General features: G+C 41.0%; 1 protein-coding gene and 1 pseudogene. Both read left to right on the top strand.

Going from position 1 to position 981, the window contains the following annotated elements; translation table 11 throughout:
* Positions 1-300: pseudogene (locus DV872_RS26150) on the top strand (hypothetical protein); the annotation flags it as partial.
* Positions 301-314: 14 nt separating this feature from the next.
* Positions 315-981: hypothetical protein (locus DV872_RS26145; protein ID WP_114632908.1), on the top strand; the 667-nt coding region annotated here is incomplete at its 3' end.

The raw sequence follows: 981 nt of genomic DNA, 5'->3' as shown, positions 1-981 counted from the left end.
AAAATCTTTACAACCAGTATCAATGATGTTAATAACCTTGGAAAACATCTTAACAAAGAGCTCGGTCAGGATGATCTGAACAACCGCTGTATGCTCGATGTACTAGACCGAATTGGCTCTCTTGCCGGTACCACCAAGGATGAAGGTGTGGAACAGACCGCTCGACAGGCCAATAACATAAGGACATTTTTCTTCGACAAGAGAAAGAAAATGGAAGACATCATTTCTCAGGTTCTGCTTGTAAAATCAGATTATATTGCGAAAGAGATTGCCCCGACACAGCTCTTTGTTACTAAATAAAGGAGAGTAAATAAATGAAAGAACTTTTTGAAAAGAAAATATCATATACCCAGCAGGATATTGCGGCCATTGAATATAATCTACTAAAAGGTTTTATGGGATGCAGAACCAATGAAGCGGTAGAAGCATCCATGACCTATTCGACCTATCTCAATAGCATCGGAATTACCAGCAGCAATTATCCCATATTCCTGAAAGTGCTCGGAGTCAGAAATCACCATGTAATCGATGCTCTTCTGGGAACCAGAGATCCCTTCCTGTTTATGAGCTCTATACAGCCCAATTATTTCATTGTGGCCACCTGTTTCAGTTTCCTCGCAAAATATCATCCTGCTGAGATCTATTCCAAGACTCTCGGGATAATATTGGGTGTCTTCCAGGCGACATATGCCAATCCCCTCGATGGTTATAAAATTTATGCTCCAACCATTTCAGACGTGAACAGTCTCGGTAAGCACCTTATTGAAGAGAAGGGGCAGGACGACTTATTAAACAGAAGTATTCTCGATATTCTGGATAAGTTCAGCGCTCTTGAAGGGCAGCACATCGATGAGGAGATGGAAGATTTGGCTGTACATTCCCATAACATAAGAAACAATTTCTTTGACTCTACCAAGAGACTTGTCGATGTCATCCCTAATGTCTTATTGAGAACCGAAGAAAATCTTGATCCGGAACTGA

Source organism: Oceanispirochaeta sp. M1 (assembly GCF_003346715.1).
Classification (GTDB): Bacteria; Spirochaetota; Spirochaetia; order DSM-2461; family DSM-2461; genus Oceanispirochaeta.
The sequence above is the reverse complement of the archived record's forward strand: the minus strand, read 5'-3'. Positions and strand labels throughout refer to the sequence as shown.